This is a genomic window from Pseudomonas sp. ZS1P83 (assembly GCF_054897825.1).
Map to the genome: position 1 here is coordinate 1,320,654 of NZ_CM142706.1, position 13,642 is coordinate 1,334,295.

The window sequence follows — 13,642 nt, forward strand, 5'->3', positions numbered from 1 at the left end:
CTTTCACTTCTAGAATTCAGGAATTTTCTGATCCATGGGCAAATCGCTGGTCATTGTGGAATCCCCGGCTAAGGCCAAGACCATCAACAAGTATCTGGGTAACCAATACGTGGTGAAGTCGAGTATCGGCCATATCCGAGACCTGCCCACCAGCGGTTCGGCTAGCGCCAGCAAAGAGCCAGCCGCCAAGCGCGGCAAGGCCGCCGTGGGTGAAGGTCCGGTGCTCACGCCGAAAGAGAAGGCGCGCAAGCAGCTGGTCTCGCGCATGGGTGTCGATCCCGATCATGGCTGGAAAGCCAAGTACGAGATCCTCCCGGGCAAGGAAAAGGTCATCGAAGAGCTGCGCCGGCTCGCCAAAGATGCTGACACCATCTATCTCGCAACCGACTTGGATCGCGAGGGGGAAGCCATTGCCTGGCACCTGCGCGAAGCCATCGGTGGTGATGACAGCCGCTACAAGCGCGTGGTGTTCAACGAAATCACCAAGAAGGCGATTCAGGAAGCCTTCTCCAAGCCGGGCGAGCTGGACATCGATCGTGTAAACGCCCAGCAGGCGCGTCGTTTCCTCGATCGCGTGGTGGGTTACATGGTTTCGCCACTGCTGTGGGCCAAGGTTGCCCGTGGCTTGTCAGCCGGTCGCGTGCAATCGGTTGCCGTGAAGTTGGTGGTCGAGCGTGAGCGCGAAATCCGCGCGTTCAACCCGGAAGAGTATTGGGAAGTTCACGCCGACCTCGGCACCGCCAAAGGCGCAACTGTGCGCTTTGACGTGGCTCGCGAGAAAGGAGAAGCCTTCAAGCCGCTCAACGAAGCGCAGGCAATGGCCGCGCTGGAGAAGCTCAAGGCTTCCAGCTACAGCATCGTCAAACGCGAAGACAAACCGACCAGCAGCAAGCCGTCGGCACCTTTCATCACGTCCACTCTGCAACAGGCTGCGAGTAACCGCCTGGGCTTCGGCGTGAAGAAAACCATGATGATGGCCCAGCGTCTGTACGAAGCCGGCTACATCACTTATATGCGTACCGACTCCACCAACCTCTCGGTTGATGCGGTGACGATGGCGCGTACTTATATTGAAGGCGAGTTCGGCAAGAAGTACCTGCCGGAAAACCCGAACGTCTACAGCAGCAAGGAAGGCGCACAAGAGGCTCACGAAGCGATTCGTCCGTCCGACGCCAACACCGAGCCAAGCAAGCTGTCGGGCATGGAGCGTGACGCAGAGCGGCTTTACGAGCTGATCTGGCGCCAGTTCCTCGCGTGCCAGATGCTGCCGGCCCAATACCTGTCGACCACTGTCACCGTCGGTGCCGGTGACTTCGAGTTGCGCGCCAAGGGCCGCATCCTGAAATTCGACGGTTACACCCGCGTCATGCCGCAAATCGCCAAGCCTGGTGATGACGACGTGCTGCCGGACATGGCCCAGGGCGACGCGATGAAGCTGATCAAGCTTGATCCGACCCAGCACTTCACCAAGCCGCCGGCGCGTTACTCGGAAGCCAGCCTGGTTAAAGAAATGGAAAAACGCGGCATCGGTCGTCCTTCGACCTACGCAGCGATCATTTCGACCATCCAGGACCGTGGCTACGTTGCGCTGCACAACCGTCGTTTCTACTCGGAAAAGATGGGCGACATCGTTACCGAGCGTTTGGCCGAGAGCTTCTCTAACCTCATGGACTACGGCTTCACCGCCGGCATGGAAGAGAACCTCGACGACGTGGCCCAAGGCGAACGCGACTGGAAAAGCGTGCTCGACGAGTTCTATGGCGACTTCAAGAAGAAACTCGAAGTAGCCGAAAGCGCCGAAGGCGGCATGCGCGCCAACCAGCCGGTGATGACTGACATTCCGTGCGTGTTGTGCGGTCGTCCGATGCAGATTCGTACCGCATCGACCGGTGTGTTCTTGGGCTGCTCGGGCTACAGCCTGCCACCAAAAGAACGCTGCAAGGCCACCGTCAACCTGGTGCCAGGCGACGAAATCGCGGCGGACGACGAGGGTGAATCGGAATCGCTGGTGCTGCGCGGCAAGCACCGCTGTCCGATCTGCAGCACAGCGATGGACGCTTACCTGCTGGATGAGAAGCGCAAGCTGCACATCTGCGGTAACAACCCGGATTGCTCAGGCTACGAAATCGAAGAGGGCACTTATCGCATCAAAGGCTACGAAGGTCCGAGCCTGGAATGCGACAAGTGCGGCAGCGAGATGCAGCTCAAGACCGGCCGTTTCGGCAAGTTCTTCGGTTGCACCAATGCGACGTGCAAGAACACCCGCAAACTGCTGAAAAGCGGTGATGCAGCGCCGCCGAAGATGGATCCGGTGAAGATGCCTGAGCTGAAATGCGAAAAGGTCAACGACACCTACATCCTGCGCGACGGTGCTTCCGGCTTGTTCCTGGCGGCCAGCCAATTCCCGAAAAACCGCGAGACGCGTGCTCCGCTGGTCATGGAAATTGTGCCGCACAAGGATGAGATCGATCCGAAGTACCACTTCCTCTGCGAAGCACCGAAGAAAGATCCGGACGGCCTCCCCGCCGTGATCCGTTACAGCCGCAAGACCAAAGAGCAGTACGTGCAGACTGAGGTCGACGGTAAGCCGACTGGCTGGAAGGCGTACTACGACGGCGGCAAGTGGAAGGTTGAAGATAAGCGTCCATCAGCCAAGGCTTAAAAGGCGCTGTACACAAAGGCCGCATGACAACCCTCGGGTTTTCATGCGGCCTTTTGTTTTGTGCTTGCGGTGAACTTCGATGATCCACGACACTGTCTGACCTGCGTGAAGCAATTATTTCGTTGTGGAGGCTGCCGTCATGGCCCACGAACTCTATACCCGTACCAACCAGAAGATTTACTTCGCCGGTCTGTCGCTGGAAGCGCTCGCCAGAGCCGAAGAGGGGCGGGCGATGAACTCGCTCGCGCTGATTCAGGCCGGACGCGAATCGGCGTTGTTTCACTTGTACGGTGCGTTGCTGGGGCTATGCCATGAAATCGCCGGTTTCTATCGCTTGCCTCAGGCCAATGCACCTCGGGCCGAGTTGCTGCTGACTCGTGAAGTGCTGGAAGCCATCGCTATTCCCGAAATGGCCGAGATGGTCGAGTTGGCCAATAATTCTGAAACCTGGCTGGCCAAACTGCTCGCGGCCCATGCTGCGCTGTTTCAGCCGCCACGGGCGCCGCACAAACCCAAGGGTGACGTGACGCAACCGCTGATCCTGGCCGTTAACCTGGATGAAGAAGAGGCTCCGCAAGAGCTGAGCCGGGAAGAGCTGGAGAGCTGGCGTCAGAACCTCAAAGGCTTGGCGATTCGCTTTCGCGAAGGTCTGAACGAATGCTGAAGGATCGAGCGGAATAACGGATGGCCCGGTGGGTTGTCCGTTCAGGGATGAGTGCTGTCGGAAATTTCTATTTGTAGTGGCATCTGGTCAAGATCCTGAGCGAAGCCTGGCCGATGCCTATATAATCCCCGCCTTTCGTGGAGAACAGACCTTTATGCCAACGTCCTTTCTAGAAATTGTCGAGTTACCAGACGGCCGTATCGAGCTGCGCAGGGCCGAGGACGAGGGTTCTCTGGTTACTTTGGATTTCTCCGAGGATGCCAAAGCGTTCCTGCAAGGCCAGCACGTTGAGGTCGCGAAGGCGATGCTGAGCGTCGGCGTTCAGATGGCCGGGCGCCTGGTTGAAGGCGAATTCAATACAGATGAGGGATCACGGGTTCTTCATTGATCCCGCTCGTCGGTTTTGTGCTGGTATCGCTACAGATCGGCTTCTCTATCCTTGGAGAAGCCCCGCGCTGTTCAAAGCGCGTATTGTTTGTCAGTTAGCCCAATCGAATATTCAGACTTTGTGCGTCCCCGATCCGGGCGGCGCTGATCAACTGTTGCCGTGAAGTTGTGCTCAATGGGTTGAGCCAACTGACCACCGTGTGGCTGCGGCCCAGGCGCAAGGCCTCGCAGGTCAACTGCTGTGCGCTCTGAGCGCCACGCGGTTGCAGCAGCAGGATGCGTTCGCGGTTAAGGCCGGCGTCCCGCAACCAGGTCTGGGTGAGGCTGGCGGGCGGGGCGATCAGCGTCAGCCAGCGCGCGTCCTGTTCCTGGCTCAGTTCCCTGAGGATCGGCGCAAGAAGGTTCAGGCAGTTCCCGGCTGCACCGCGCAGCGACAGCTCACTGAAGACTTCGGGCTCGGCGCTCCAGGGTGACTCGGCCACGTCCTTCAGGATCGGCGCCAACGGCTGCACCATGAAAGCCTCGAACAACGGCAGTTGGGCTTGCTGTGATGTGTGTGGGAACTGCATAAAGCCTCCTTTAGCGGCGAATGACGCCGACACTCAAGCCTTCGATCACCAGTTCCTGATCTTTCAGGTTCACCTCGATAGGGGCGAATTCAGGGTTTTCCGCAATCAACCAGACCTTGTTGCCGTCGCGCTTGAAGCGCTTGACAGTCACTTCGTCGCCGATCCGCGCCACTACGATCTGGCCGTTGCGGGCTTCACGGGTGGTGTGCACTGCCAGCAGGTCACCGTCGAAAATGCCCACGTCCTTCATGCTCATGCCATGAACCCGCAGTAGATAATCGGCGCGAGGATGGAAGAACGACGGGTTGATGTTGCAGGACTCTTCGATGTGTTGCTGGGCGAGGATCGGAGCACCGGCAGCCACTCGGCCAATAATCGGCAGGGTGGACTCGTCGGCCTTGGCTTCGAAGCCGGGAATGCGAATGCCACGGGAAGCGCCGGGCGTCATCTCGATCGCACCCTTGCGAGCCAGCGCCTTGAGGTGTTCTTCCGCAGCGTTGGGGGACTTGAAACCCAGTTCCTGGGCGATTTCCGCACGGGTTGGCGGGTAGCCGTTGTCTTCGAGGCAACGTTTGATGAAGGCCAGAATCTCTGCTTGGCGTGGCGTCAGCTTTAGCATATTGATCGCTCTGTCTTTTTATACAGTGACTGGGATTATATACAGTGAAACGGTGTTGGCAATGCCCCTTTTTTTGCCGACCGCCAGACGGTCGATCAGCCTGCTGATTCACGCTTGGGAGTTGTATGGTTAAATAGCTGACCGACCATTCCCAAAACGAACCGGCAGGCTTGACATTGCACAGGCTGAAACGTATGTTTCAAACAAGTGTTTGTCAGGCGGAGTAGCCATGGCCCAGTCGGAAACCGTTGAACGCATTCTTGATGCTGCAGAGCAATTGTTCGCGGAAAAAGGTTTCGCTGAAACCTCATTGCGTTTGATCACCAGCAAGGCCGGCGTCAATCTGGCGGCGGTGAACTATCACTTCGGCTCGAAGAAGGCGCTGATCCAGGCCGTTTTCTCGCGCTTTCTCGGGCCGTTCTGCTTAAGCCTTGATAAAGAGCTGGAGCGGCGTCAGGCCAAGCCAGAGAACAAGCCGACACTTGAAGAACTGCTGGAAATCCTTGTCGAGCAAGCCCTGGTGGTGCAACCACGCAGCGGTAACGATCTGTCGATTTTCATGCGTTTGCTGGGCCTGGCTTTCAGTCAGAGCCAAGGGCACTTGCGGCGTTATCTGGAAGACATGTACGGCAAGGTGTTCCGCCGCTACATGATGTTGGTCAACGAAGCTGCACCGCGTATTCCACCGATTGAGCTGTTCTGGCGCGTGCACTTCATGCTCGGTGCCGCCGCATTCAGCATGTCCGGTATCAAAGCCCTGCGCGCAATTGCCGAGACCGACTTCGGCGTCAACACCTCCATTGAGCAAGTGATGCGTCTGATGGTGCCGTTCCTGGCAGCGGGCATGCGCGCCGAAACCGGTGTGACTGACGTGGCGATGGCCACTGCGCAGTTGCGTCCGCGCAGCAAATCGACCCCGGTTGCCGCCAAGGTTTAACCGCGCACGGGTGGGCGCGGCAGCTGACATCCGCTAAGCTAGCCGCCCATGCCGACTCCCGTTCTGAACCTGTTCCCATTTACATCACCGACCTGCCGGGTACAGCCCGTGGCGGTGAATTCGTGCGAGCCGGGTTTATCGTTATCAAGGAATCTCTATGACTGCTGGCCTGCAAGGCTCGTTGATGGTGGACGTCGCCGGTACCTGGCTGACGGCCGAAGATCGCCAATTATTGCGTCAACCCGAAGTGGGCGGCCTGATCATTTTCGCCCGCAATATCGAACACCCGCGCCAGGTGCGCGAGTTGAGTGCCGCAATCCGCGCCATTCGCCCTGATCTGCTGCTGGCAGTAGACCAGGAGGGCGGCCGGGTTCAGCGTTTGCGTCAGGGTTTCGTGCGACTGCCAGCCATGCGCGCCATCGCTGACAACCCGAATGCCGAGTACCTCGCCGAACAGTGCGGCTGGATCATGGCGACTGAAGTGCTGGCCGTCGGTCTCGACCTGAGCTTCGCTCCGGTGCTGGACCTCGATTATCAGCGCAGTGCCGTGGTCGGCACCCGTTCATTCGAAGGTGACCCCGAGCGCGCAGCGTTGCTGGCCGGTGCATTTATTCGTGGCATGAACAGCGCCGGCATGGCCGCAACCGGCAAGCACTTCCCCGGTCACGGCTGGGCCGAGGCAGATTCCCACGTCGCCATCCCTAATGATGAGCGTAGTCTCGAGGAGATCCGCGCAAACGACCTGGTGCCGTTCGCCAAATTGAGCAAACAACTGGCCGCGGTCATGCCGGCCCACGTTATCTATCCGCAAGTCGATTCTCAACCCGCTGGCTTCTCTCGCCGCTGGTTGCAGGACATTCTGCGCGGTGAGCTGCAATTCGACGGCGTCATCTTCAGCGACGACCTGTCCATGGCCGGTGCCCACGTGGTCGGCGATGCTGCCAGCCGTATCGAAGCGGCGCTGACCGCCGGTTGCGACATGGGCCTGGTGTGCAACGATCGTGCAGCCGCCGAATTGGCCCTGAGCGCCGCCCAACGTCTGAAGGTAAAACCGTCCGAGCGTATCGCGCGGATGCGCGGCCAGTCATACGCCAACATTGAATACCGTCAGAACCCGCGCTGGCTCGCAGCGGTCGGCGCGCTCAAAGAAGCTCAGCTGATTGATTGATTGAGGACTTTTCGTTATGACGGTTTACGCGATTATCGGTGGCAGCGGCCTGACTCAGCTCGAAGGCTTGAACATTCGTCAGTCATTGGCGGTGGACACTCCTTACGGCGCGCCTTCGGCTGAAGTGCAGATCGGCGAGTACGCCGGCAAAGAAGTGCTGTTCCTCGCGCGCCACGGTCATCCGCACCGTTTCCCGCCGCATCAGGTGAACTACCGGGCCAACCTCTGGGCGCTGAAGCAGGCCGGTGCCGAGGCGATTCTCGCAGTCAACGCCGTGGGTGGGATTCATCCCGTGATGGACACCGGATTTCTCTGCGTACCGGATCAGTTGATCGACTACACCAGTGGTCGCGAGCACACCTATTTCGCCGATAATCTCGAACAAGTTACCCACATCGATTTCAGCTATCCCTACAGCGAAGCCCTGCGTCAGCAGCTAATCGCGGCATTGGTGGCTGAAGGCGTTGGTTTTGCCAGCCAAGGCGTGTACGCCTGCACCCAGGGGCCACGGCTGGAAACCGTCGCTGAAATCGCGAGACTGGAGCGCGACGGCTGCGACATCGTCGGCATGACCGGAATGCCGGAAGCGGCATTGGCTCGCGAGCTGGAACTGGATTACGCCTGTCTGGCGTTGGTGGTGAACCCGGCAGCGGGCAAGTCCACGTCGGTGATCACCATGGCCGAGATCGAGCAAGCGTTGCATGACGGGATGGGCACGGTGAAGTCGACGTTGGCGCGGGTGTTGAAAAGCTGATCCTGACGCTCCAGACTTCAGCAATTTTCATAAGCATTGGATCTGATGCTGACAATAATTGAACAGCTCCATGAGCTACCGTGGGCGGATGAGTTCAGTCATCGCGCTCTGGATAAGGCTCGCCGATACGCTGTGGAAAATCGGGTGCAGGTCCGCGAAATGGAGGACACCCTCGTTCTCGCAACCTGCAAAGGTTCCCAGGGGAATATCTACGAGCAAACCATTGAACTCATCGAAGACTTTAACGGCGAGTTTGAACTGGTGTGCTGCTGTTCGTGCCCTGTTGTGGTCAACTGCAAGCACTGCGCGACCGTGCTTTATCATTTGCAAGAACTCCCCATGGACTCGTTCAAAAGCACGGCCCCGGTCCAGCTGAATCGCGACCTGGAGCGCTGGCTCAATGATGTTCCTCGCGACGTTGCAATTCGCGATGAGTCTGCCAAGAGCACCGGCACGTGCTGGGTATACAAACTCAGAGCAATGTCGACTGCAGGCAAATGGTTGCTGGAAATCTGCAAGGCTCGTCAACTCAAGGACGGCCGCTTGCAGGACATCAAACCTGTGTTCTCGCCGTCAGAAGCATTGATGCGAGAGCCTGGCTATCTGTCCGAGCTTGACCTGCGAATCGCCAGGTTGCTGGTCGCGATCCACTCCTATCATTCTTTTTACAGCGGTTACCCCCTGCAAGGCAGCAGTGGGGCCGAAGTCCTCCAGTTGGCATTGAAAACTTCGCGGTTGTTTCTCGACTTCGAACAATTGCAGCCCCTGGCATTTGGAATGAGCAGGTCTGCGCAGTTTTCCTGGGCCGAGCAAGCCAGTGGCAGTACGGCCTTATCAGCATGAAGGCCTGAACTGGATGCAAACCCTTCGTGAGCTGGAGGTCGGCGGTATCCTCGGCGACGACATGGGCTTGGGCAAGACCCTGCAAACCCTGGCTCATCTTCTGTTGGAAAAGCAGACGGGTCGACTCGATCGGCCGGCGCTCGCGGGATGCCGACCAGCCTGATTCCCAATTGGCTAGACGAAGCGGCACGCTTCACTCCGCAGTTGAAAGACTGGCACTGCATGGTGCCACTCGGCAAAAGGACTTCATCAACCTTGCCGAGTACGATCTGGTGCTGACCACCTAAGCGTTGCTGCCGCGTGATCTTGAGGTTTTGCAACCACAGGTCTGGAGCGTGCTGATTCTCGATGAAGCGCAAAACATCAAAAATCCGCTCAGCAAGGCCGCTCAAGCTGCCCAGGATCTGGAAGCTCGGCAGCGTTTGTGCTTGTCCGGCACGCCGTTGGAAAATCACCTTGGCGAGTTGTGGTCACTGTTTCACTTCTTGTTACCCGGCTGGCTTGGCGACAGTAAAACCTTCAATCGTGACTACCGTACCCCGATCGAGAAGCACGGCAATATCGAACGGATGCAGCACCTGACGGCTCGGATAAAACCCTTTCTGCTACGTCGCAAGAAAGAACAGGTCGCCACCGAGCTGCCGCCTAAAACCGAGATTGTGCATTGGGTCGAACTCAGCGATGGGCAACGGGATGTCTATGAAATCGTGCGTGTGGCGATGGACAAGAAGGTGCGTGACGAAATTGCCCGAAGCGGCGTTGCACGTAGCCAGATCATCATTCTCGATGCCTTGCTCAAGCTGCGTCAGGTGTGCTGCGATCTACGGCTGATCAAAATGCCCCTGACGGCGAAAGCACTCCGTGCGGGCAGCGGCAAGTTGATCGGCCTGATGGAGATGCTCGAAGAGTTACTCAGCGAAGGCCGCAAGATTTTGTTGTTCTCGCAGTTCACGTCGATGCTTGCATTGATTGAGGAAGAATTGCAGCGGCGAGGGATCGGTTATTCATTGTTGACGGGTGAAACGACGGATCGGCGCACGCCGGTAAAAGACTTTCAGGGCGGCAAGGTGCCGTTGTTCCTGATCAGCCTCAAGGCAGGCGGGACAGGACTGAACCTGACAGCGGCGGACACGGTGATCCACTTCGATCCTTGGTGGAATCCTGCCGTTGAAAACCAGGCGACGGACCGTGCTTATCGTATCGGTCAGGATAAGCCGGTGTTCGTCTACAAGATGATTGCGCGCGGCACGGTGGAAGAGAAAATACAGGCGCTGCAGCAAGAGAAGGCGGCGCTGGCCGGGGCGGTACTTGAAGGTGGAACCACCGGCGGGTGGAAGCTTGAGCAGAGTGACATTGAAGCGCTGTTTGCGCCATTGCCCAACCCCAAGTCCTGATATCCGATGTCTTCAGTCAATCCGAGGTGACCCCATCGCGGGCAAGCCACGCTCCCACAGGACTTTGTGATCTTGTAGGAGCGAGGCTTGCCCGCGAAGGCGATCTCAGCGTTTTTCCAACTTGTCCGGCAGCGGCGCAAACAACGCTTCAATATCATCACTCTGCAACTTCCAGTCCCCGGTCCTGCGCCCATCCAGCACGCCAGCCGCCAAGTCGGATTTTTCCTTCTGCAGATGCTGAATCTTCTCTTCTACCGTGCCTCTGGCAATCATCTTGTAGACGAACACCGGCTTCTCCTGACCAATGCGATACGCCCGATCAGTCGCCTGATTTTCGGTCGCCGGATTCCACCACGGATCGTAGTGAATCACCGTGTCGGCTTCGGTCAGGTTCAGGCCAACGCCACCTGCCTTCAGGCTGATCAGAAAGATCTGACGCTTGCCGCTTTGGAAGTCTTTTACCGGGGCGCGCCGGTCGCGGGTCTGCCCGGTCAGCAGCGCATAATCGACTCCGCGCTTTTTCAGCTCATCTTCAATCAACGACAGCATTGAAGTGAACTGTGAGAACAGCAGAATCCGCCGACCCTCATCGAACAATTCTTCAAGCATTTCCATCAGGCTGTCGAGCTTGCCGGACGTGCTGCCGCGAGTGGGTAGGGCGGCGTCATTGACCAGGCGCAAATCGCAGCACACCTGACGCAGTTTCAGCAGCGCCTCAAGAATGATGATCTGGCTACGCGCTACGCCCTTGCGGGTGATCTCGTCGCGGACTTTCTTGTCCATGGCCAAGCGCATGGTTTCGTACACGTCGCGCTGGGCTTCGTTGAGCTCGACCCAATGGATGATTTCGGTTTTCGGCGGCAACTCGGTCGCCACCTGTTCCTTGGTGCGGCGCAGCATGAATGGTTTTATCCGACCATTTAGGTGCTGAAGTCGTACTTCGCTGGCGCGCTTTTCGATCGGCACGCGGTAATCGCGGTTGAAGCTTTTCACGTCACCAAGCCAGCCGGGCAGCAGGAAGTGAAACAGCGACCACAGCTCGCCCAAGTGGTTTTCCAGCGGCGTGCCGCTCAGGCACAGGCGCTGACGAGCATTTAACTCGCGGGCAGCGTGGGCGACCTTGCTGTTGGGGTTCTTGATGTATTGCGCCTCATCCAGAACCAACACGTGCAAGGGCTGCACCGCCAGACGTTCGACGTCCTTGGGTAGCAACGCATAGGTGGTCAGGATCAGATCGTAATCAGTCAGATTGTCGAAATGCTTTTTGCGACTGGCACCGTACAACGCCAGCACCTTGAGTTGCGGTGTGAAGTGTGCCGCTTCGTCGAGCCAGTTAGGAATCAAGCTAGTGGGCATCACCACCATGCACGGCCGATCGAGGCGTCCAGCGTTCTTCTCACTGAGAATGTGCGCCAGGGTCTGTAGGGTTTTGCCCAGACCCATGTCGTCCGCGAGGATCCCCCCGACTTCCAGTTGCCGCAACGACTGCATCCAGCTCAGGCCTTCCAGCTGATACGGGCGCAAGGTCGCGTTCAAGCCTTCCGGTGCGGTCACGGTGAAGTCCTTGATGTCCCGCAGACGCTGGGCAAAGGTACGAATTTGCTCGCCACCCTCCCAGAGCAACGGCAGGTCTTCCAGCGGATTCAATCGCGTGGCATCGGCCTTGCTCAGGCGCAGCGCAGTTTCGCCGGGCCCTTGCAGGTAGAACTCGCCGAGGGTCGCCAGCACCGGTTTCAATCGGCCGAAGGGCAGGGCGACTTGCAACGGGCCGTACTCGGAGTTCGGGCGGTTGGGGATGTTTACCAGGATCAACTCGTCGTCGCGACGTCGGGCCAGGCGCTCCGGGTTGAGGATCTCGGTGTGGGAACGCATCAGGTTCAACAGGATCGGCAACAGGCTCAGCCACTCGCCGTTGACGATGATCCCCAGTTCCAGGTCGAACCAGTCGCGCTCCGGCGCCTGTTCGACGGTGGCGTACCAATCGTCCACGGCAGTCAGGTCGAAACCGAAGTCTTCGTCGATTTGCAGCTCCCAGCCCTGAGTGCGCAGCTTCGGCAGCTCATTGAGGGTGAAGGTCAGCCAGGCGCTGTCATTGACCATCTCGAAGAGCTCGCCAGCACTTTCCGGCAGGGCCTTACTTTGCCGGGTGGCGATTTTGAAGCCGAGGATTCGCAGCTGTTCCCGGTAGGTCTGTTCGACTTCCGGGTGGCGTTTTATCCGCAGCGTCTGGGTTTCCTGACGAATCAGGATGTCGGCGTTCTTCTGCCCGCTAACGTACTCATCCAGATAGTTGAAGGACAGCGCCGCGCGATGCTGGATGTAGCGCTGCATCTTGCCGTTGCGCGGTTCGAACGCGCTGAATTCAATGCTCGCCAGCCACAGGCGCGGCGCCGGTTGCACGTTATCCACCAGCACCTGCGGCGGCGCTTTCGGGCTACGGTTTTCCAGTACGGCCTGAAGTTTTTCCAGCAGCTCGGCGTCTTGCGCCGCAGCGGGGTAGGCGAGGGTTTCCTGCACTTTCAGAAGCACCGCCGCGCAGTGTTTGCAGTTGCTGTGGACCGGGCAGGTGCAGGTGGCGTCAATCATCAGCAAGGTGGCTTTGGCCGACTCGCGCAGATGAATGGTCTGACGGTAAACGTTACCGCCAGAGCCTTCGCAGGCGGCGATGATCGTGGCGTCGCCGGCCTCGACGATCCTGACGCGGTTCTCCAGCGCGTAGCGGCGGCCACGCTCCAGGCTTTGTTCCTTGAATCGGCTGACCCAGGAAGGTGCCAGGGGTTTGCTCAGGGTCGCAGGCATAGGGGGCGTTCTCAATTAGTTTTCCCGCCGCGTTGTCGCCTTAAAGCGGGCCAGGCAAGGCGCAGGCCGCAGGTAATGGTTGTTCCCTTTCCAAGGCCTGCAACGCAGCCTGGCCCACTTTAAGGCACAACCCGAAGGGCCGGGCCTGCTGTTGTGCAGGGCTGCGTTGCTCGAAGCTTATTTGGAATGACCAAACCACGCTTCTCGCGCCTTGCCCTGCACAACAGCAGACCCGGCGCGGCGTGAAAACTAATTGAGAACGCCCCCTAGGACTTCAATCAGTCCGGTATTTCAACAGCGTCTGGCCGAGGCGCAGGGGCGGTCAGGGACGTGATCTTGATCAGCAGGCCGAGGTGGCCGTTGTCGAGGAAGTTCAGTTGGCCGTTTTTGGTGTGGCTTTCCTGTTTCAGGCGTTCGCTGGCGGTGACCATGCCGTTGGCGTCGATCTGGTTGACCCAGAAGTCGGCGTCGACGTCGGTGAAACGCCCCAGTTTCAGGCTCAGCGTTCCCTCGATCGGGAATTGGCCGAACTGTTCTTTGCCCTCGCTGATCGCGACTTTGCTGGCCTCTTCGCCAAGGTTCTGTTGCCAGGCCTTGTGCAGCAACACCGTGTATTCATTGCTGGCGGTGAGTTTTTCCACTTCGCCATTGAGGCTTGGCGTGCGCAGGCTGTCGGGGCTGATGGGCTGAGCTCCGGCAGACCAGTCTTCCGGCGCGGCGCGGCTGACGATCGCAGGTACGGCGTTTTGGCGGACCAGAATCATTTCAATCTGATACAGGTCTTCGGCAAACGTCGTCGGCGCAACCAGGGTCATCAACAGGATCAGTGAGCGAAACAGGCGCATG

General features: G+C 58.6%; 11 protein-coding genes and 1 pseudogene. 8 read left to right on the top strand and 4 right to left on the bottom strand.

Annotated elements, in window-relative coordinates:
- The first annotated feature begins 34 nt into the window (after positions 1 to 34).
- From topA to ACYZT0_RS06295, 3 genes are all read left to right on the top strand, one after another.
- On the top strand, positions 35 to 2,662 hold the full coding sequence (gene topA, locus ACYZT0_RS06285; RefSeq protein ID WP_462045079.1) for a type I DNA topoisomerase: 2,628 nt from the start codon (positions 35 to 37) through the stop codon (positions 2,660 to 2,662).
- 139 nt (positions 2,663 to 2,801) lie between these two features.
- Positions 2,802 to 3,326, top strand: a complete 525-nt coding sequence (locus tag ACYZT0_RS06290; RefSeq protein WP_046047843.1) for a DUF6586 family protein — start codon at positions 2,802 to 2,804, stop codon at positions 3,324 to 3,326.
- A gap of 154 nt (positions 3,327 to 3,480) precedes the next feature.
- Positions 3,481 to 3,714, top strand: coding sequence for a hypothetical protein (locus ACYZT0_RS06295; protein WP_140893639.1), 234 nt, complete (start codon positions 3,481 to 3,483; stop codon positions 3,712 to 3,714).
- 94 nt (positions 3,715 to 3,808) lie between these two features.
- On the opposite strand, the gene sulA is transcribed toward ACYZT0_RS06295, so the two are convergent.
- Together sulA and lexA are read right to left on the bottom strand one after the other, a co-directional pair.
- Positions 3,809 to 4,282, bottom strand: coding sequence for an SOS-induced cell division inhibitor SulA (sulA, locus tag ACYZT0_RS06300; RefSeq protein ID WP_462045080.1), 474 nt, complete (start codon positions 4,280 to 4,282; stop codon positions 3,809 to 3,811).
- A gap of 10 nt (positions 4,283 to 4,292) precedes the next feature.
- Positions 4,293 to 4,901, bottom strand: a complete 609-nt coding sequence (gene lexA / locus ACYZT0_RS06305) for a transcriptional repressor LexA (RefSeq protein ID WP_046047841.1) — start codon at positions 4,899 to 4,901, stop codon at positions 4,293 to 4,295.
- A gap of 229 nt (positions 4,902 to 5,130) precedes the next feature.
- Between lexA and ACYZT0_RS06310 the strand changes: the two genes are divergently transcribed.
- The 5 genes and pseudogenes from ACYZT0_RS06310 to ACYZT0_RS06330 all read left to right on the top strand — a co-directional run.
- On the top strand, positions 5,131 to 5,838 hold the full coding sequence (locus ACYZT0_RS06310) for a TetR/AcrR family transcriptional regulator (protein WP_283190374.1): 708 nt from the start codon (positions 5,131 to 5,133) through the stop codon (positions 5,836 to 5,838).
- A 169-nt stretch (positions 5,839 to 6,007) separates the two neighbouring features.
- On the top strand, positions 6,008 to 7,006 hold the full coding sequence (gene nagZ, locus ACYZT0_RS06315) for a beta-N-acetylhexosaminidase (protein ID WP_462046509.1): 999 nt from the start codon (positions 6,008 to 6,010) through the stop codon (positions 7,004 to 7,006).
- A 16-nt stretch (positions 7,007 to 7,022) separates the two neighbouring features.
- A complete protein-coding gene (locus tag ACYZT0_RS06320; protein ID WP_462045081.1) occupies positions 7,023 to 7,760 on the top strand; it encodes an S-methyl-5'-thioinosine phosphorylase in 738 nt (245 codons plus the stop codon).
- 45 nt (positions 7,761 to 7,805) lie between these two features.
- Positions 7,806 to 8,603 carry a hypothetical protein gene (locus tag ACYZT0_RS06325; RefSeq protein ID WP_462045082.1) on the top strand — a complete coding sequence of 266 codons (798 nt, stop codon included), beginning with the start codon at positions 7,806 to 7,808 and terminating at the stop codon, positions 8,601 to 8,603.
- A pseudogene (locus ACYZT0_RS06330) lies at positions 8,584 to 9,997 on the top strand (DEAD/DEAH box helicase); the annotation flags it as partial. The gene ACYZT0_RS06325 and the pseudogene ACYZT0_RS06330, both read left to right, overlap by 20 nt.
- 105 nt (positions 9,998 to 10,102) lie before the next feature.
- On the opposite strand, the gene ACYZT0_RS06335 reads toward ACYZT0_RS06330, so the two are convergent.
- Positions 10,103 to 12,796, bottom strand: a complete 2,694-nt coding sequence (locus ACYZT0_RS06335; RefSeq protein ID WP_462045083.1) for a DEAD/DEAH box helicase — start codon at positions 12,794 to 12,796, stop codon at positions 10,103 to 10,105.
- Between the two features lie 278 nt (positions 12,797 to 13,074).
- The gene (locus tag ACYZT0_RS06340) at positions 13,075 to 13,641 is read right to left on the bottom strand and encodes a CsiV family protein (protein WP_462045084.1); all 567 of its coding nucleotides are present in this window, start codon (positions 13,639 to 13,641) and stop codon (positions 13,075 to 13,077) included.
- Position 13,642: the final 1 nt, after the last annotated feature.